Genomic DNA, 13,437 nt, shown 5'->3' on the forward strand with positions numbered 1-13,437 from the left:
GCACGCCGTGGCACGCCATAGCTTTCCTTGGAGACTGCCATGAGCGACCGCCGCGACGACGATTTCCGCGTGCGCCCCAGTGCCCCGAAGAACCGGGGCCAGGGCTTCGTTTCCAAGGTGCTCAAGCAGGCGGGCAAGGCCAGCGGCGGCAAGTCCTCTATGCGCAATTCCGCAGCCGGTGGCAGCGGCGCACGCGCCGGCCAGCGCCCCGGTTCGCGCTTGGGGCGCGGCCATACGGCGGCGCGCTTCGCGGGCGCGAAGCTCACGCCCTTGTCGCGGCGTGTAACCATCAAGACGCTGCTGGTCAATCAGCGCAATGCCAGCCCGCAATCGCTCGCCAAGCACCTGCGCTACATCGAGCGCGATGGCGCGGGCCGCGATGGCGAGCCGGGCCGAGCCTACGGGCCGCAAACCGACGAAGCCGACCTCGACGCCTTCAAGGAGCGGGCCGCCGACGACCGGCACCATTTCCGCTTCATCGTTTCCCCGGAGGACGGCGCCGAGCTGGACGACCTGCGCACCTACACCCGGCACCTGATGAATCGCATGGAAGCCGACCTGGGCACGCGGCTGGATTGGGCGGCGGTAGATCACTGGAACACCGACAACCCGCACACTCACCTGATCGTGCGCGGGCGTGACGACACTGGCAAAGACCTCATCATCTCGGGCGACTACATCGCGCAAGGCTTTCGCCATCGCGCCGCCGAACTGGCGACCGAATGGCTGGGGCCGCGCACCGAACTGGAGATCCAGCAGACCTTGCAGCGCGAGGTGGAGCAGGAGCGGTGGACGAGCCTGGATCGCACCCTGCAACGCGAGGTCGGCGAGGACGGCCGAGTGCAGATCGAACGCTTCAACGAACCGCGGCTGCAACGCCAGCGCCTGCTGCTAATCGGCCGCCTGCAACGCTTGCAGCGCCTGGGCCTGGCCGACGAAATACAGCCCGGCACCTGGGCCGTCTATGCCGACGCGGAAGAGACCCTGCGCGCCCTGGGCGAGCGTGGCGACATCATCCGCACCATGCAGCGGGCCATGCGCGGCGAGCCGCGCGAGCTGGCGGTGTTCGAGCCTGGGGACGATGGCCGAACCATTCTCGGCCGGGTGGCCGCGAAGGGGCTGGCCGACGAGCTGCGCGACCGGGGCTATCTGGTCATCGACGGCGTGGACGGCAAGGCCCACTACGTCGCGCTCAACGCCCGCGACGAGTTGGCGAACTACCCGGCCGGCGCCGTGGTGGAGGTGAAGGGATCTGCCGACGTGCGGGCAGCCGACCGCAACATCGCCGCGCTGGCGAGCGGTGGCCTGTACCGCACCGACCATCACCTTGCCGTGGCGCGGGGTCAGGCTGTGCCCGGCCGCGATCCGCAGGAAGTCGTCGCGGCCCACGTCCGCCGACTGGAAGCCCTGCGCCGGGCCGGCATCGTGGAGCGCGTGGCCGAAGGGCTATGGAAGGTGCCGGGCGACCTGCCCGAGCAGGGCCGCCGCTACGACGCGCAGCGCCTGGGCGGCGTGGCCGTGGAACTGAAATCGCACCTGCCCATCGAGCGGCAGGCCCGCGTGATCGGGGCTACTTGGCTCGACCAGCAGTTGATTGGCGGCTCGGGCCTGGGCGACCTGGGCTTTGGCGGCGAGGCCAAGCAGGCCATGCAGCAGCGCGCCGACTTCCTGACCGAACAAGGGCTGGCCGAGCGGCGCGGGCAGCGCGTGATCCTCGCCCGGAACCTGCTGGGCACGTTGCGCAATCGGGAACTGGCGCAGGCCGCCAAGGACATTGCCGCCGAATCCGGCTTGGAGCACCGTCCGGTGGCCGACGGCCAGCGCGTGGCCGGTATCTACCGGCGCAGCATCATGCTCGCCAGCGGGCGCTACGCGATGCTCGATGACGGCATGGGGTTCAGCTTGGTGCCGTGGAAGCCAGTGATCGAACAGCGGCTGGGCCAGCAGCTCGCGGCCACAGTGCGCGGTGGCGGGGTGTCTTGGGAGATTGGGCGCGCACGCGGGCCTGCTATCAGTTGAGGCGGTAAACAAAACGCAGCTAGCAACACGATACGGAGGGCTTGCACACCTTCCGATCAAGAAAACATCGAGCGAGCACGGAGGTCATCCGCTCGTTCCGCACTTGACCAAATTATTCGATAAAATATAGTTCGATCGTACGAACTCTATTAGAATCTGACATAACCAAGACCTTCGAGACACTCATGAATCGCTTGACTACCTATGCGCTCGACCTCCATAGACCCGTGCCGTCGGTCCGGGAGACTGGCACTTTGAGCACGGGCAGGAGCGTGCAGGCGTGCACGGTGGCCGTGCTGTCCATGTGTGTACTTCTGCTCGCTGCCTGCACTGATGGCTCAATCTCGTCTAGATCCGTGGCCACGCCGGTGGCTGCAGAAGTCGCTGTGGTACGGCAGGCACGATTACCTGTTACCAACGATGTGACTGGCAGCGTAGTCTCTGATGGACGCATCGACGTGGCTTCGCGCGTGACCGGATTCATTCGCCAGCTCGATGTTCGGGAGGGTCAAGCGGTCAGGCGCGGCGACCTGCTGTTGCGCATCGACGCCTCTGACATCGACGCGGCCATTGCGCAGGCACGCGCCGGTGTGCAGGCCGCCCAAGAGGCTTGGCGGGATGCGCGGCACGACGTGAATCAAAACGTGCAACTGGCGCCGGCCGGCGCGATCTCGGCCGATGCGCTGCGCAAGTCCAGGGTGCGGGAGGAAACCACCCGCGCGACGCTGGAACAAGCGCAGTCGGCGTTGGCGGCGGCACAGGCGCAGCGCAACTACGTGGCCATCACCAGTCCGGTGGACGGCGTAGTCGTCTCAGTGGCCCGGCGCAGCGGCGAAATGGCAACTCCCGGCGCGCCGCTGATGACGGTGGAGTCGCGCGAGGTCTTGCTGTTCAAAGCGTTCGTGCCCGAGCGCAGCCTGGCGGCAATCAAGTCCGGCGACTCGATTCCCGTGCGCATCGACGCGCTGGGCGATGAGCGCTTCAAGGGACGGGTTCGGGGCGTGGTGCCATCGGGCGATGGCGTGACCCGTCGCTATGAGGTGGACATCGTGCTGCCGCGGGACGCGCGCCTGCTACCGGGAATGTTCGGCCGCCTCGAAATCCTGCTGGACGAGAAACAGGCCGTCACGGTGCCGCGTGCGGCCCTTGTGCGACGCGGTGGCTTGGACGGCGTGTTCGTGCTCCAGGACGGCGTGGCGCGTTTTCGATGGCTGCGCACCGGCCAGCGCCTGGGCGATGTGGTGGAGGTGGCCGCCGGCCTGTCGGACGGAGAAACCATCCTCGCCAGCGTCGCCGACACCGTCCATGACGGCATGCCGATCCAGGCCGCCGGGGGCGCGCGATGACGTCGAGGCGCCTGAACTTCGCGGGTTTTCTCGCGAAGCACTTCATCACCTCCAAGCTCACGCTGGTTTTCATCATCGCCGTGGCATTGATGGGTGTCGTGGCGGTGCTGCAGACCCCGCGCGAGGAGAACCCGCAGATCATCGTGCCCGCCGCCGCCGTGGTGGTCGGCCTGCCCGGTGCCTCGGCCGCGGAGGTCGAATCGCTGGTGGTTACTCCGCTCGAAGGCATCCTGAGCGAACTGCCCGGCGTTGATCACATCGAGAGCACTTCCCGCAACTCACAGGGAATCGTTCAGGTGCAATTCAAGGTCGGTGAATCCAAGGAGCAGTCGCTGGTCAAGCTCTATGACCGCGTGATGGCCAGCCGTGCCTGGCTGCCTGCCGATGCCACGACGCCATTGGTGCAAAGCGTCGACGCGGACGACGTGCCGATCGTCACCTTCACGCTGGCTTCGTCGAAATACGATGACTACGCGCTCAACCGCATGGCCGAACGCATGGCCGAGCGCCTGCGCAGTACCGAAAACGTCTCGGTGGTTTCCTTGCGCGGCGGGCAGCATCGCGAAATCACCATCGAACTGGACCCCGATCGCCTACAGGCTTACGGCGTGACCCTCGGCCAAGCCCGAGCGGCCTTCCCAACCAGCAATCTGACGTTGCCACTACAGCCCACCGTACGTGACGGTCAGGTACAAGCCATCAAGCTGGATGCGGCCTATACCTCAGCCGAGGATGTGCGTAACCAGCTCATCGCCGTGCGCGATAAGCGGCCGGTTTACGTGCGCGACGTGGCCACCGTCACCGACGGCCCGCCGCCGGAGCCGGCCACGGCCAGCCGCCTCTCCTTCGGTCCCGGCGATCCACGCTTTGGCACGGCCGATGCCACAGACCTGCCCGCCGTCACCATCGCTGTGGCCAAAAAGAAGGGCACCAATGCCGTGGTGGTCGCCAATGCAGTGATCGACCGCATGCAGCGCATGCAGGCCACCTTCGTGCCCCAGGACATTCAGGTCGTGGTGACGCGCAACGACGGCCAGAAAGCCGACGACGCGGTCAACCTGCTGCTGGAACACTTGGCGATCGCCCTGGTCACCGTGGGCCTGGTGCTGATCCTCTTCCTGGGCTGGCGCGAGGCGTTGATCGTGATGATCACGGTGCCGTTGATCATGGGCATCACGCTGGCGGCCAACCTGCTGGGCGGCGTCACCATCAACCGCGTCACGCTGTTCGCGCTGATCCTGGCGCTGGGGCTGCTGGTGGATGCCGCCATCGTGGTCATCGAAAACATCCACCGCCACTACGCCAGCCGCAAACCGAAGGCGGACAAGGAGGCGGAAACCGTGCTGGCGACCAACGAGATCGGCAACGCCACCAACTTGGCCACCTTCGCGGTGATGCTGGTCTTCATCACCCTGCTACTGGCCCTGACCGGCATGCCGCGCCAGTATTTTTTCCCGGTCGCGGTCACTGTGCCGGTCGCCATGGCCGCTTCCATCGTGGTGGCCTACATCGTCGTGCCGTGGGCATCCAATCGCTGGCTTCATCGCCACGACATCCAGCAGGAAGCATCAGCGCACGGGCAACAGTCCCATGGTCATGGCGCACCGGGGCGGATCGAACGCCTCTACCTGCGCCTGTTCGGCCCCCTGCAGCAGCACAGAAACGTGCGCATCGGCTTCGGTCTGGCGGTGCTGTTGCTGATGACGGTCTCGCTGATGCAAGGCGCCTGGCAGTTCGTCCGTCCGGCGGGCGTGGGCGGGGCTGTGTCCGCGTTGGGCGTGCCGATCGGCTTTCTGCCCAAGGATGACCAGAACACTTTCAACGTGGTGGTTTCGATGCCGGAAACCACGCCGGTGGAAGACACCGATCGCTTGGTGCGCCAGGTCGCCACGGTGCTGGCACAGGAGCCGCACGTGCTCAACTACCAGACTTGGGTCGGCCAGGCTGGTGTAGCCGACTTCAACGGTCTGTTCAAGGGCACCTCCGCGCGTGCTGGCAACCACGTCGCGGAAATCCGCGTCAACCTCATCGACAAGCGTCACCGCAAGGAAAGCTCCATCGACATCGTGCGCAAACTGCGTCCCCAGGTGGAGGCCATTCGCATAGCCTGGCCCGGTGCCGAGGTGGCGCTGGTGGAGCAGCCGCCGGGTCCGCCGCTGCGCTCGACCGTTTTGGCGGAAATCTACGGCCCCGACGCCGAGGGTCTGCGCGCGCTGTCGGCCCAGGTACGCGGGGCCTTCGCACAAACCTACGACACCGTCGACATCACCGACACCGAACCAGAAGATGTGCGGGAGCACCGCATCGTGCCGGACAAGGACAAGGCCGCGCTCTCCGGCGTCTCGACTGCGCAGATTGCCGAGGCGCTGGCGCTGGTCTACGGCGGCACCACCCTCGGCCGCGCCCACCTGCCGGACGAGAAACTGCCGGTGCCAGTCAGGGCCTTCGTGCCGCGCCGCTTTGAGGTCGATCCCGGCCGGCTCGACCGGGTATTCGTGGACAACGCAGCCGGCCAGCCCGTGCCGCTGGTGGAGTTGGTCAAAGTGGTTCCCGCATCGGTCGATCGTCCCATCCTGCACCGCGACAACGAGAAGGTCTCCTTCGTCGGTGCGGAACTGTCGGACTCGGTGCCGCTGTACGCCGTGCTCGACCTGCAGCGGCGCCTGCATGGCATCACCGCGCCGGACGGACGTCCGCTGCGCACCGGCAACCTGCGCTTCAAGGAGGACGTGCCCGACACCATCGACGGCTATCAGTTGCTGTGGGGCGGCGAGATGCGCATGACGCTGGACGTGTACCGGGATCTCTCCCTCTCCCTCAGCGGCGCCCTGCTCATCATCTATTTCGCGCTGGTCGCCTACTACCGCTCGTTCATCGTTCCGCTGGTGGCCATGTCGGCCGTGCCGCTCGGCATCATCGGCATCTTTCCGGGGCACTGGCTGGTCGGCATGGATTTCTCCGCGACATCCATGGTCGGCATCATCGCGCTGACGGGGGTGGTGATCCGCAACTCGCTGCTGATCATCGACTTCATTCAGGACAACATCCGCCACGGCATGCCGCTGAGGGAGGCCGTGCGCCAGGCCGGCGCGGTGCGTCTGCGGCCCATCCTGCTGACGATGCTGGCGATCATCTTCGGCTCGGCCGTCATGGTGACCGACCCGGTCTTCGGGGGCCTGGCCGTCTCGCTGATCTTCGGCACGCTGGTCTCGACTGCGCTGACCGTGTTCGTCGTACCGCTGCTCTACGAGCTGCATGCGAAGCGCCATGCAACCCCGGCGGCCACAGGAGCAGACCATGCATGAGAATGACAGCGGTACATCGTCCCCTCGCCGTCGCCAGGCCCGCGCAGGCCATGAGACCGGCCCATCGGCCCGCCATCGGCTCGTCGGCACGCTGGCGGTGGCGGTGGCGGTGCTGGCGATGCTGAGCGGTTGTGCCTCGCTGGCACCCGCGCTCGATCCCATCGCGCTCCCCGTCGCATCGAACTGGCGGACGCAGCCCGACACGCCGGGCGTTGCGGCCGCGGCTGACCTGGCGTGGCGCGAGTACTTCACCGACCCGGCCTTGCAGGCGCTGATCGAGATCGCGCTGGAAAACAACCGCGATCTGCGCGTGGCGGTGCTGCGCACCGAGGAGGCGCGCGCCGCCTTCCGCATCCAGCGTGCGCAGCAGGCGCCAATAGTCGGCGTGGGGGCGCAGCAAATCCGCACCGGCCTGCCCGATGGGCTACAGCCGCTGGCGGGCCGCTCGGTCCTGGAGGTCAACGTAGCCTCCGTGGGCATCAGCAGTTGGGAGTTGGACCTGTGGGGCCGCGTACGCAGCATGAAGACCGCCGCATTAGAGCAATGGCTGGCCACCGAGCAGGGCCACCGTGCCGTGGAATTGGCACTGGTCGCCCAGGTCGCCGATGCCTACCTGGGCCTGCGCGAACTCGACGAGCGCATTTCGCTGGCAAGGCGCACGGTGGAAAACCAGCAAGCGCTGGAGCAAATCTTCCAGAAACGCTTGGAGCTGGGCCACGGCTCGCGGCTTGAGCTGACCCAGGTGCGCACCCTGCTGAGCCAGGGCAAAGCCCTGCAGGTGCAACTGGAGCTTGCGCGCGAACAGCAACGCAATGCCCTGGCGCTACTGCTCGGCAGCGACCCCCAATTGCCGCCGCCATCGGCCCCGATGGATGAAGCCCTGGTCATGCCCGAACTGAGGCCCGGGCTGCCATCGGACCTGCTGGTCAACCGCCCGGACATCCTGGCCGCCGAGCATGCGCTGCGGGCGCGCCAGGCCAACATCGGTGCGGCGCGCGCCGCGTTCTTCCCGCGCATCGCACTGACCGGCGGTGCCGGCTCGGTCAGTACCAGCCTGAGCGACCTGTTTTCGTCGGGCACCCGGGTATGGTTGTTCCAGCCGACGATCGAATTACCGATCTTCGATGCTGGCATGCGACAGGCCAATCTCGACGCTAGCGTCGTGCGGCGTGACATCGCCATTGCCGAATACGAACGCGCGATCCAGGCAGCGTTTCGCGACGTCTCCGACGCCCTGGCCGCAAGGCAGAAGCTCACCGAGCAGCTCGTCGTGGCGCGCCAGGCCCACGCCGAGCAGAGCGAGCGTTTGAAACTGGCGCGGATGCTGTTCGATGCCGGCTCGGCGGCGCACCTGGAGGTACTGGACGCCGAGCGCGACCTGCTTGCCGTCGAGCAGCAACTGGTGCAGGTACGCAGGGCGGCATTGTCAAGCCAAATCGGGCTGTACGCGGCGCTGGGCGGTGACACGAACCAGCCCCCGAAAAGATGAGGAAACGCAATGTTCTGGCAGGCACTGACCGCGATGCGTGATCTACGGCGTTTGCACGAAATCGCCTCGATCCTGATCCGCTACGGGTTTGGCGACATGGTGCGCCGGATGGGGCTGTCCAACGCCCTGGAGCGGGCGGGGACGGCACTGCACTGGAACGAAGCGGCAGACTTCGCCCACATGACGCCCCCCGAGCGCGTGCGGCGGGCGCTGGAGGAAATGGGGCCGACTTTCGTCAAGCTCGGCCAGGTGCTCGCTACCCGAGTCGATCTACTCGAACCCGAGTGGACCGCCGAATTCGGGAAGTTGCAGGACAGCGCGCCGCCCGCTCCCTGGGCAGCCGTACATCAGCAGCTCAGCGAAGACCTCGGCGCGCCACCCGAGGAAATCTTCGCGGCCTTCGATCCCGAGCCTCTGGCGGCCGCTTCCATTGCGCAGGTGCATCGGGCGCGTCTCGAAGATGGCGGCGAAGTCGTGGTCAAGGTGCGCAGGCCCGGCATTCGGCCCATTCTGGAAGCCGATCTGCGCTGGCTTGCGCGCCTGGCCGAACTCGCCGAGACGGAGAGCGCGGAATGGCGCGTCCTGCATCCGCGCGAGATGGTGCGCCAGTTCGCCCAGTCGCTGCGCAATGAACTCGATTTCGCCGGTGAATGCCGCAATGCCGAACGCATCGCCGAGAACTTCACCGGCTATACCGATCAGGATTCTCCTCCTGCCGTCCCGGGCGAGGAGAAGCCGGACGCGGATGGCGCACCTCCCATCATCGTCATTCCCCGCGTGTATTGGCAGTGGACCGGCGAGCGGGTCTGCGTACAGGAATTCATTGGCGGTATTTCCGGGCGCAGGCTTCAGGCCGTAGATCAGGCTGGCCTGGACCGCAAGGTGCTCGCACGGCGTGGCGCCAATGCGGTACTGAAGATGATCGTCGAGGACGGGGTGTTTCACGCTGACCCCCATCCGGGCAACGTGTTCTATTTGCCGGGCAATCGAATCGCCTTCATCGACTTCGGCATGGTTGGCAGGCTGGCGGAGGAACGCCGCGACCAGTTGATCCGCCTGCTGCTGGGGCTGGTGAGGAACGACGCCGGCGGCGTCGTCGACGTCATGCTCGAATGGACGAGCGACGGCGTGGCAAATGAGCAGGATCTATTGTTGGAAATCCAGTCTTTCATTGATCGCTACCACGGCGTGCCGCTGAAGCAACTGCGCTTGAGTGCAATGTTGTCCGACCTCGTGGCGATTCCGCGCCAGCATCACCTCGTCCTGCCTAACGACCTGTCCCTGCTGGTAAAAGCCTTCGTCACACTGGAAGGCTTGGGCCGCGAACTCGATCCCGGCTTCGACATGGCCAACCAGGCACTGCCGCTGCTGGAGCGTGCCATGCACGTGCGCTACTCCCCGGCAGCGCTGCTCAGACGGGGGCGGCGGGCGGCCGGTGACATCTTCTCGTTGCTGGCTGGCTTGCCCCAGGACATCTCCAGGCTGCTGCGAGCCGCCCGCCGTGGCCGTCTGGAAGTACACATCGACGTCACCCATCTGAGACGGGTCGGCGATCAACTCGACAATGCCGCCAACCGCCTGGTGATCGGGATCGTCGTCGCCGCGCTCATCGTCGGCTCGTCCATCGTCATGACCGTGTCGGGAGGACCGACGCTTCTGGGGTTACCGGTTTTCGGCCTTCTCGGATTCCTTGGCGCGGTGGCCGGCAGCCTATGGCTTCTGCTTTCCATTCTGCGCAGCGGGAGAGGACGATGAGCAGCATCGGGAAGGTCGTCATCTTCTATTCCTCCATCGGATACGGACACATCAGTGCCGCTCAATCCATTCAGGACGAGATACGGCGGCAATCTCCGGCGACCCAGGTGCTGCTGCAGGACATCCGCACGTTCATGCATCCGGTGTGGCGGCGGGTCGACGAGCGCCTGTACTGGTTCGCCGCCAGCAATCTGCCGGAGTGCTTCGAGAGTCTGTTCCGTGCGATGCAGACGCGCGGCAGCCGTGCCCTCTCGCTGTCGACGCTGCCCAACGATTATCCGGAAGAACGCGTATTGGCCTACTTGGCCGCGCAGCGACCGGATGCTGTTCTCGCCACCCATTACGGGGCGGCCCAGGTGTTGGGAACCTTGCGGGAGAAAGGGCTGTTGTCCGACCCGAGAATCGGCTGGCTGCACACGGATTTCTTCGAGGGCTATTTCCCGCGCATCTCCAAGCGGATCGACCGCACCTTCGTCGCGCATCCGGAACTCGAACGACGCTGGCTGGCGGCGGGGGTTGCGGCCGGGAAGGTCGTCACCAGCGGCATGCCGGTGCGGCCTCCGGCGACATCCGCAGACGCCCGCCGCATCACGCTCGAGGAGCTGGGGCTGTCGGTGGACGTAGCGACACTGCTGCTGAGCGGCGGCAAGGAAGGGGCGGGGAACTATCCGGGGGTGATTGACAGCGTCGTTCGCCACTGCCCGGGCTGCTTGCAGATCATCGCGGTGTGCGGCACGAATTCGAGGCAGTACGAGGCGCTCGCCGAACTGCAGGAAAAATTGCCGCAGAGGGTGACACTGAAGCCTCTGGGGCTGCTGCCGCGCAGTGACATGGCGTCCTGCATGGCCGCCGCCGACATCCTGGTCACCAAGGCGGGCGGGATGACGCCAGCAGAGGCTTTTGCACTCGGAGTGCCGACTGTGCTGCTCGATGTGATCAGCGGCCACGAACGCGAAAATGCAGCCCTGTTCCAGCGCCAGGGTCTGGCCAGGTTCGCGGTTTCCGCCGACGATGCCGGGAGGTTCGCGATGGAGTTGCTCTCCGACCCCGCCCTGCGGGAGGCGATGCTGCGTGCCCAGCGAAAATTCCGGCAAAGCATCGACATCGCGAGCATCGTCCGATTTGCGCTGGACGATGGCTTCAGGCCGGCCCGGCCCTTGCCCGACTACGGCGTCGAAAACGGAGCCCCCGTCCAGGGGATCGACCAAGCGCTGGCGCAACTGGATTCCGAAGCGCCGGCAGAGGTCGAACTGCTGTTGTCCTACGCCACCTCGCAAACGCCGCAACGGGTCGTCCTCGAAAATCCATTTGGGCATCTTGCCATCCGCATCAACGGCATCGTCTACAGCGCGAACTACATCGCGGACCCGTCCGTCGATCGGAACTTCCTGCAGCACGTAAGCCTGGCAGACTACCTGTACGGCATCAATCGCCCGTCCCGTTCGCAGGTCCATACCAACACCTACGGCATGGCTTATGGCCGTGAGACGCTCGGGTTGCGGGTCCAAGGCATTCCCGCCGAGCGTCGTGCGGCCATGGTGGCCGAGGCACACCGCATCGAGAACGGATTCCGGGACGGAAGCCTGCGCTGGAACAGGAGCGATCTCAATTGCGCCGACGTGGTTGCGCGAATTCTCGCCGCCGGTGGCTACGGCGACCGTTCCCTGTACGACTGGGCGGGCTTACCGAGCATGCCGTTGGACCTGTTCGAGCGGATGCGGGCGCGCTTCGAGGAAGCCCCTTCCTTGCGGGAAGAACTGGTCGCCTACCGGTTAATGCCTGGAACCCAGGCAAGCTATCGTTTCTCCCGTTTCCCGCTGTCGTTCGGGCAGCCATTGCGCTCGATGGCGCGCGTCCTGAGCGATGCGCCGGGGGATGCGCTCGAACAGGCGACGACCCGGCAGGTCACCGGTTACTTTGGGGACCGGCGACTCTATGTGGAGGACCTGCGGGCCTGCTGGTCAGCTTCGGGATTTGCGGATCGCTCCTTGACCGGCCGTCCCCACTTGGCGCTGGAGCAGGCCATCCTCGCCGATCTGCGGCGCCTGCTCGCGGTATACGCGAAACTGCCGCTCAAGCGGATCGAGCGCTTGGGGAGGTCCCCCGCCGCACAGGCATACCACCGCCTCGTCGACCGCGGGCTCGAACTCGCCCGACTGGCCACCGAGCATGCCGAGGATGATCTGCGTCATCGCGCCGACCGCCTGCGCACGTTGTTCACCCAACTCGTGGAGAACTATGGGCGGATCGACCCGCAGCGCCTGGAGTCGCGCCACGTGCGGGCATACCTTGCGCGGCTTCGGGCGTTCGAGTCGGCGCTGGAGCGTGAACGCGTGCCCGCCCGTACTGCGTGGGCGCTGCTGCACGCGTGGTGGCACAGGATGGTGGCGCCCGCTCGCGCCAGCGCGCGGGCGCATCCTCGCGGCAAGGGGTCAAGTGGGTTCAGCGGCATGCGGGTTGATCCGGGCGAAGTCAAGCCTACCGGCGATGCGAAAGAGCACGGTGCGCATCCCCTCGAAGCTGGTCCAGCCACGCGCTCGGCGCTCGGCCACCTGGAAGCGCCCATTCAGGACTTCCAGGAGGCCATTGGTCTTGCGGGGCTGGGTCCAGGTGACGATGCCCTCAAAGTAAATTCGGATCAACCAGGCGACGTCCGTCATCGGCTTGAGACCTCCATGACAGTTGCCAAACCCTGCAAATGAGTACACCCGATTTCTCGCCGTTCCATTACCATTGCAAAGATCGTTCGTATGAACTATATTTTTACCGGAACAGCCGGAGGATGTATGCGCAATCATGCAGAGACAACCAGCGGCCACGAGGCGCGCAGTGCCAAGACCCGATCGCAGTTGATCGAAGCGACGATTGACGTTGTCGCTGCTGTTGGCTACGAGGGGGCAACCACACGCGCCTTGTCCCAAGCGGCTAAAACCACGCTGTCGGCCATTCCCTACCATTTTGGCAGCAAGAAGGAACTCTATCTGGCCGCAGCGGACATGATCGCCGAATATGCGGCCAATCGCTTCGTGGAAGCCGCAGCCTTGCTTGACGATACGTCGAACGTCGAGCTTTCCGCTCGCTTCGAACTCGCACTGATCCAACTGCTCCACACCATGCTGGAGGAAGCCGAGCCCCATGCCTGGACGGCATTCGTGGCCCGCTGCGCTTACGACAACGACGACGCCTTCGCCCTGATTCACGGACGCGCGATCGCGCCGCTGCAGGAGCGTCTAGTGCATGCCGCCAGCCAGTTCAGCGGCCGATCTTCCGATGACGAGGCACTGCGGCTGCGCGTCAACGCCATCATGACGGCGATCTTCAGTTTCAGGTTTCTGCGCGGCGTGATGCTCCGTGGCATGGACTGGAAAAGCATTCAGACCCAGGCCGTCGGGCAAATCACGGACATGGTCCGCGATCTGTGCCGAAGCGGCTTTCTTGCTGTTCGGCCGGCTGGTGACGGCGCGGACCGAAAAACAGGCCCCACCTGATTCCCTGATTCCACCAACCCCTCTCAATTGAAAGG

The 13,437-nt window shown here is 65.7% G+C and carries 6 protein-coding genes and 2 pseudogenes; 7 read left to right on the plus strand and 1 reads right to left on the minus strand.

The features are described 5' to 3' along the window. Positions 1-39 precede the first annotated feature (39 nt). The 6 genes and pseudogenes from JZ00_RS12145 to JZ00_RS31480 form a co-directional block, all read left to right on the plus strand. Positions 40-2,019, plus strand: a complete 1,980-nt coding sequence (locus JZ00_RS12145) for a relaxase/mobilization nuclease and DUF3363 domain-containing protein (RefSeq protein ID WP_023110655.1) — start codon at positions 40-42, stop codon at positions 2,017-2,019. Positions 2,020-2,321: 302 nt separating this feature from the next. Next, on the plus strand, positions 2,322-3,365 hold the full coding sequence (locus JZ00_RS12150) for an efflux RND transporter periplasmic adaptor subunit (RefSeq protein WP_046509667.1): 1,044 nt from the start codon (positions 2,322-2,324) through the stop codon (positions 3,363-3,365). Further along, positions 3,362-6,670: an efflux RND transporter permease subunit gene (locus JZ00_RS12155; protein ID WP_039589794.1), complete on the plus strand. Its 3,309-nt coding sequence runs from the start codon at positions 3,362-3,364 to the stop codon at positions 6,668-6,670. Before JZ00_RS12150 ends, JZ00_RS12155 begins: the two co-directional genes overlap by 4 nt. Further along, positions 6,663-8,159 (plus strand): efflux transporter outer membrane subunit, encoded by a 1,497-nt coding sequence (locus JZ00_RS12160; protein WP_052742310.1) that lies wholly within the window; start codon positions 6,663-6,665, stop codon positions 8,157-8,159. Before JZ00_RS12155 ends, JZ00_RS12160 begins: the two co-directional genes overlap by 8 nt. A 9-nt stretch (positions 8,160-8,168) precedes the next feature. Next, positions 8,169-9,914 carry an ABC1 kinase family protein gene (locus JZ00_RS12165; RefSeq protein ID WP_039589792.1) on the plus strand — a complete coding sequence of 582 codons (1,746 nt, stop codon included), beginning with the start codon at positions 8,169-8,171 and terminating at the stop codon, positions 9,912-9,914. Continuing rightward, positions 9,911-10,987, plus strand: a pseudogene (locus JZ00_RS31480) (MGDG synthase family glycosyltransferase); the annotation flags it as partial. The gene JZ00_RS12165 and the pseudogene JZ00_RS31480, both read left to right, overlap by 4 nt. A 1,359-nt stretch (positions 10,988-12,346) precedes the next feature. On the opposite strand, the pseudogene JZ00_RS31485 reads toward JZ00_RS31480, so the two are convergent. Beyond that, positions 12,347-12,583, minus strand: a pseudogene (locus JZ00_RS31485) (transposase); the annotation flags it as partial. Between the two features lie 81 nt (positions 12,584-12,664). Between JZ00_RS31485 and JZ00_RS12175 the strand changes: the two are divergent. Beyond that, positions 12,665-13,402 (plus strand): CerR family C-terminal domain-containing protein, encoded by a 738-nt coding sequence (locus JZ00_RS12175; RefSeq protein WP_235433077.1) that lies wholly within the window; start codon positions 12,665-12,667, stop codon positions 13,400-13,402. Positions 13,403-13,437 lie beyond the last annotated feature (35 nt).

The organism is Pseudomonas frederiksbergensis (assembly GCF_000802155.2).
Classification (GTDB): domain Bacteria; phylum Pseudomonadota; class Gammaproteobacteria; order Pseudomonadales; family Pseudomonadaceae; genus Aquipseudomonas; species Aquipseudomonas frederiksbergensis_A.

What these genes read in the sequence shown, in the direction of transcription:
- JZ00_RS12145 (WP_023110655.1), top strand. Translation starts at nt 40, where the DNA reads ATGAGCGACCGCCGCGACGACGATTTCCGCGTGCGCCCCAGTGCCCCG.
- JZ00_RS12150 (WP_046509667.1), top strand. Translation starts at nt 2,322, where the DNA reads ATGTGTGTACTTCTGCTCGCTGCCTGCACTGATGGCTCAATCTCGTCT.
- JZ00_RS12165 (WP_039589792.1), top strand. Translation starts at nt 8,169, where the DNA reads ATGTTCTGGCAGGCACTGACCGCGATGCGTGATCTACGGCGTTTGCAC.
- JZ00_RS12160 (WP_052742310.1), top strand. Translation starts at nt 6,663, where the DNA reads ATGCATGAGAATGACAGCGGTACATCGTCCCCTCGCCGTCGCCAGGCC.
- JZ00_RS12155 (WP_039589794.1), top strand. Translation starts at nt 3,362, where the DNA reads ATGACGTCGAGGCGCCTGAACTTCGCGGGTTTTCTCGCGAAGCACTTC.
- JZ00_RS12175 (WP_235433077.1), top strand. Translation starts at nt 12,665, where the DNA reads ATGAACTATATTTTTACCGGAACAGCCGGAGGATGTATGCGCAATCAT.